Below are 5490 nucleotides of genomic sequence, written 5' to 3' on the forward strand. Positions count from 1 at the left end.
GGGGCGCCGGGAGGGGCGGCCGCCCGGCGTGCGGGAGAGCGCCCAGGACAGGGAGAGGTGGCGGCGGGCCCGCGTGACGCCGACGTAGAGGAGGCGGCGCTCCTCCTCGATCTGCTCGTCCGTCTTGGCGTATGTGATCGGCATCATGCCCTCGGCGAGGCCGACGAGGAACACGGCGTCCCATTCAAGGCCCTTGGCGGCGTGAAGTGAGGCGAGAGTCACACCCTCGACGGTGGGGGCGTGCTGGGCGCTCGCCCGCTCGTCGAGCTCGGCCACGAGATCGGCGAGGGTGGCGGCGGGTCTGGCCCGGACGAAGTCCTCGGCGAGGCGCACGAGGGCCGCGAGGGACTCCCAGCGGTCCCGCACCGCCCCCGAGCCGGTGGGCGGCTCGGCCGTCCAGCCGCGGGTGCCCAGGACGGCCCGCACCTGGGACGGGACGTCATCGGCGCCGGCGAGCTGGGTGTCGCCCCCGCCGGCACGGGCGGCGCCGCGCAGCAGCAGCCCGGCCTCGCGCACCTCGGGCCGCTCGAAGAACCGCTCGGCGCCGCGCAGCTGGTAGGGCACCCCGGCATCGGCGAGGGCCTGCTCGTAGACCTCGGACTGGGCGTTGATGCGGTAGAGGATCGCGATCTCGCTCGCGGGCACCCCGGAGTCGATGAGGTCGCGGACACGGCGGGCGGTGCCCTCGGCCTCCGCGGGCTCGTCCGCGTACTCGCCGTAGACGGGCTCCGGGCCGGCCTCGCGCTGGGAGACGAGCTCCAGGCGGTGCTCGGCGGCCCGCCCGCGGGCCTGGGAGAGCAAGCCGTTGGCCAGGTGGACGACCTGGGGGGTGGAGCGGTAGTCCCGGACGAGCTTGACGACGGTGGCGTGCGGGTGGCGGGTGCGGAAGTTCAGCAGGTGATCGGGGGTGGCGCCGGTGAAGGAGTAGATGGTCTGGCTGGCGTCGCCGACGACGCACAGGCTGTCCCGGTCGCCCAGCCACAGCTCCAGGAGGCGCTGCTGGAGGGGGCTGACGTCCTGGTACTCGTCGACGACGAAGTGCTGGTACTGGCGGCGGACGGTCTCGGCGATGTCGTGCCGGTCCTGCAGGACGCCGACGGTCAGCAGCAGGACGTCCTCGAAGTCGATCACGCCGCGGTCGCGCTTGAGGTCCTCGTAGGCGGCGTAGACCCGGGAGGTCTCGGCGGGGTCGCGGGGCATGTCGCGGCCGGCCTTGGCGGCGGCGGCCGGGTAGTCCTCCGGGACGGTCTGGGTGACCTTCGCCCATTCGATCTCGCCGGTGACGTCGCGGAGCTCGGTGCGGTCGAGGCGGATGCGGCAGCGGGCCGCGGCCTCGGCGACGATCTGGACCTTCCGCTCGGCCAGGCGCGGCAGGTCCCCGCCCACGGCCTTGGGCCAGAAGTACTGCAGCTGGCGCAGGGCGGCCGAGTGGAACGTGCGCGCCTGGACGCCGCCGGCGCCGAGCTGGCGGAGCCGGCCGCGCATCTCGCCGGCGGCGCGGTTGGTGAACGTGACGGCGAGCACGCTGGAGGGCTGGAGCACTCCGGACCGGACGCCGTAGGCGATGCGGTGGGTGATCGCGCGGGTCTTGCCCGTGCCGGCGCCGGCCAGCACGCACACCGGGCCGCTGAGGGCCGTCGCCACCTCGCGCTGCTCGGGGTCGAGCCCGTCGAGCACCGCGTCCGGGGAGTCCGGGACCGGCGGGAAGAGAGTGGAGTGCGTTGCTGCTGTCACCCCGCCATGCTGCCAGGTTCGCGGGGGCGACCGGGAATGCCGTCCACAGGGGTGCCGCGGCAGTCGTACGAATACGGGAATGGCTGTGGACAGGTGCACGTTCTACCACCGGAACAACACCCGGATCGGTACCCACGGCACGGCCGGGAACGGACCGGAACACCACCACGAGAGAAGGGGCACGAGGTCGAATGTCGGGCACCGTGACGATGTACAGCACCACCTGGTGCGGCTACTGCCGCCGGCTGAAGAGCCAGCTGGACCGCGAGGGAATCGCCTACAACGAGATCAACATCGAGCACGACGCCGAGTCGGCGGCCTTCGTGGAAAAGGCGAACGACGGCAACCAGACGGTCCCGACGGTCCTGGTGAACCCGCTCAGCGGCGCCGCGCCGGTCACCATGACCAACCCGTCCCTGGCCCAGGTCAAGCAGGCCCTGGCGTCCTGACGCGCGGGCGCGGAGACAGAACGGCCCCGGTCCGCGGACCGGGGCCTTCGCCGTCTGCGTGCGGAACGCGCGTGTGACGCGTTCCTCAGGGCTTCCTCAGGACTGGCTCTGCGGCAGCGGCTCGCCGTACCAGAGCTCCAGCAGCCGGGCCGCGATGGAGATGCCGGTCGGGGGCAGGACCTCCCCCGAGGCGAAGGCGGCCCGCAGCTCCTTGCGCGAGAACCAGCGCGCCTCGTGGATCTCCTCGCCGTCCACCTGGATGTCGCAGGACGTGGCCCGCGCCATGAAGCCCAGCATCAGGCTGGACGGGAACGGCCAGGGCTGGCTCGCGACGTACTCCACGTCCCCGACGACGACGCCCGCCTCCTCGGCGACCTCGCGCCGCACCGCCTGCTCCAGCGACTCCCCCGGCTCGACGAAGCCCGCGAGCGTGGAGAAGCGGCCCTCGGGCCAGTGCATCTGGCGGCCGAGCAGCGCGCGGTCGTCCCCGTCGGTGACCAGCATGATCACGGCCGGGTCGGTGCGCGGGTAGTGCTCGGCGCCGCAGGCCGGGCAGCGGCGGATGTGGCCGGCGGCCGCGACGACCGTGCGCTCGCCGCAGCGCGAGCAGAAGCGGTGCAGCCGCTGCCAGTTCTCCAGGGCCACCGCGTGCACCATCAGGCCGGCGTCGCGCGGCGAGAGCAGCAGGCCGGCCTCGCGCAGCCCGGCGGGGCGCGCGGACTGGTCCATCCGGCCCGGCAGGGCGTCCTTCTGCAGCGCGAAGTAGGCGATGCCGTCCGCGTCCTCGCCGAGGAAGTAGCGGTGCGTCTCGGTGACGGGCGCCTCGAAGGCGGGCGTCATCACGAGCTCGGTGCGGCCGTCGGGGGTGTCGTCGATCAGTACCTGGCCGCCGGAGACCACGAAGACTCTCGTGGAGGGGTGGCTCCAGGCCGCGGCGAGCCACGCCTCGTCCAGGCGGTGGTGGGCGGCACGGTCGATGCCGCTCTCGGCGGTGAGGGTGATCGGCCGGGCGGCCGAGAGATCGGTCCAGGTGGTCACTGCTGCTTCCAACTCCCCCTACGAATCCCTGCGAATGGTCGTCTGTGGTGCGCGGACTAGCCGGCGAGCCCTCCCCCGGGCCCCGTCCCGGACGCGCCCGCGGCCGCGAGGTCGGACCACAGGTGGGCGGAGGTCTCGACGCCCTTCATCAGGAGGTCCAGCTCGACCTTCTCGTTCGGCGCGTGCCAGCCGTCCGAGGGCACCGAGATGCCGAGGAAGAGCACCGGGACGCCGAGCACGTCCTGCAGGTCCGCGGCGGGTCCGGAGCCGCCCTCGCGGGTGAAGCGGACCTTCTGTCCGAAGGCGCGCTCCATGGCCCGCACGACCGACCGGAGGTACGGGTGGTCCAGCGGGGTCAGGCAGGGGCGGGTCGCGCCCCAGAAGGTGATCTCGTGGCGGATGCCGTCCGGGAGGGTGTCGGCCACCCACCGGCGCACGGCCTGCTGGACGTGGTCGGTGTCCTGACCCGCCACAAGCCGGAAGGACAGCTTCAGCTGGGCGGCGGACGGGACGATGGTCTTCCCGCCGGGGCCCTGGTAGCCGCCGCCCATGCCGTTGACCTCGGCGGTGGGGCGGGCCCAGATGCGCTCCAGGGTGCTGTAGCCCGCCTCGCCCAGGGGGGCGTGCGAGTGGGCGGTGCGCAGCCAGCGCTTCTCGTCGAAGGGCAGCTCGGCGAAGAGCTCGCGCTCGCGGTCGGTGAGCTCGACGACGCCGTCGTAGAAGCCGGGGATCGCCACGCGGAGGTTCTCGTCGTGCAGGCCGGCGGCGAGCCGGGCGGCCTCCATGGCGGGGTTGGGCACCGCGCCGCCGAAGGAGCCGGAGTGGATGTCCTGGTCCGGGCCGTAGAGGTCGATCTGGCAGTCGGCGAGGCCGCGCATGCCGGTGCAGACGGTCGGGGTGTCCTCGGACCACATGCCGGTGTCGGAGACGATGACCGCGTCGCACGCGAGGCGGTCGGCGCGGGCCCGGACGAGGTCCGCGAAGTGTTCCGAGCCGGACTCCTCCTCGCCCTCGATGAGCAGTTTGAGGTTGACCGCGGGCGCCGTGCGGCCGGTGGCGGCAAGGTGGGCGCGGACGCCGAGGGTGTGGAAGAAGACCTGGCCCTTGTCGTCGGCGGCACCGCGGGCGTACAGCCGGCCGTCCTTGACGACGGGCTCGAACGGCTCGGTGTGCCAGCCGTCCTCGCGGGCGGCGGGCTGGACGTCGTGGTGGCCGTAGACCAGGACGGTCGGGGCCCCCTCGTCGCCCGAGGGCCACTCGGCGAACACCGCCGGGGCGCCGTCGGTCTCCCAGACCTCCGCGGTCGGGAAGCCGGTCTCCGTGAGCTTCGCGGCCAGCCACTCGGCGCTGCGGCGCACGTCCCCGGAACGGCCGGGGTCGGCCGACACGGAGGGGATGCGGAGCCACTCGACGAGATCGTCGAGGAACGCGGCGCGGTGGCCTTCGATAAACGCGCGGACGGCGCTGTCCGGAGTCTCGCTCATGCCGTCGAGCCTATCCGGACGCACGGCGTGACCATGACCGGCCCGGCGTACCGCCGGACACACCTTCCGTCATCACGCCTGCTCACGGGTGCTCCCCCAGGAGGAGCCGCTCCAGCCCCGCGCGGTCGGGGAGGCCGTCCGGGCGGACGGTCCCGCCGTCGCGCACGTAGACGAAGGCGGCCGTGACCGAGGACAGCGGGATCCCGTGCTGCTCGGCCCAGGCGACACGGTAGATCGCGAGCTGCAGGGGGTCGGCGTCGTGGGCGCGGCTGGTCTTCCAGTCGACGATCTCGTACGTGTCCCCGCCGGGGCCCCGGTCGCGGTAGACCGCGTCGATGCGGCCGCGGACGACCCGGCCCGCGAGGGTGAGCTGGACGGGCACCTCGATCCGGTGGGGGACGCGGCGGGCGTACGGGGTGCGCTCGAAGGCCTCCTTGAGCTCGGCGAGGTCCTGCTCGTCGGCGATCTCCGGGCCGAAGTCGTCCTCCGCGCCGCCGGGCAGCTCGTCGGGGCCGAGCAAGGGCAGCGGCAGCGGCTCGAAGCGGGATTCGATCCAGGCGTGGAAGCGGGTGCCGCGGCGGGCGGCGGGCTGGGGCGGGCGCGGCATGGGCCGGGCGAGCTCGCGTGCGAACCCGTCGGGGTCCGCGGCGAGCCGGACCAGCTGCCACGCGCTGAGCGAGGCGGGCAGGGGCACGTCGCGCTCACGCGCGCGTGCCCGGCGGAGCTCGCCCGCCAGGGCGTCGAGATCCCGGTCCCAGGAGGCGGCCAGGCGGGCCTCTTCGGGC

General features: G+C 73.8%; 5 protein-coding genes. 1 reads left to right on the forward strand and 4 read right to left on the reverse strand.

Going from position 1 to position 5490, the window contains the following annotated elements:
* Positions 1-1734 (reverse strand): ATP-dependent helicase (locus V7793_RS32545; protein ID WP_336013299.1); only part of this gene is annotated, 1734 nt, incomplete at its 3' end.
* A gap of 191 nt (positions 1735-1925) precedes the next feature.
* Between V7793_RS32545 and V7793_RS32550 the strand changes: the two genes are divergently transcribed.
* Entirely contained in the window at positions 1926-2183 is a 258-nt protein-coding gene (locus V7793_RS32550) for a mycoredoxin (RefSeq protein WP_058046142.1), read from the forward strand.
* Between the two features lie 96 nt (positions 2184-2279).
* Here the strand turns inward: V7793_RS32550 and nudC are convergent, their stop codons facing one another.
* The 3 genes from nudC to V7793_RS32565 form a co-directional block, all read right to left on the reverse strand.
* Positions 2280-3221, reverse strand: a complete 942-nt coding sequence (gene nudC / locus V7793_RS32555; protein ID WP_336013300.1) for an NAD(+) diphosphatase — start codon at positions 3219-3221, stop codon at positions 2280-2282.
* A 56-nt stretch (positions 3222-3277) separates the two neighbouring features.
* Positions 3278-4705 carry a dipeptidase gene (locus tag V7793_RS32560; protein WP_336013301.1) on the reverse strand — a complete coding sequence of 476 codons (1428 nt, stop codon included), beginning with the start codon at positions 4703-4705 and terminating at the stop codon, positions 3278-3280.
* An 82-nt stretch (positions 4706-4787) separates the two neighbouring features.
* Positions 4788-5490, reverse strand: a 703-nt coding sequence (locus tag V7793_RS32565; protein WP_336013302.1) for a PD-(D/E)XK nuclease family protein, incomplete at its 5' end; no start/stop codon positions are given.

The sequence above is a fragment of the Streptomyces sp. KLMMK genome (genome assembly GCF_036961605.1).
In the GTDB taxonomy this organism is placed as follows: domain Bacteria; phylum Actinomycetota; class Actinomycetes; order Streptomycetales; family Streptomycetaceae; genus Streptomyces; species Streptomyces telluris.

Excerpts from the sequence above, each read along its gene's own strand:
- V7793_RS32550 (WP_058046142.1), top strand. The coding sequence starts at position 1,926 with ATGTCGGGCACCGTGACGATGTACAGCACCACCTGGTGCGGCTACTGC.
- V7793_RS32560 (WP_336013301.1), bottom strand. The coding sequence starts at position 4,705 with ATGAGCGAGACTCCGGACAGCGCCGTCCGCGCGTTTATCGAAGGCCAC.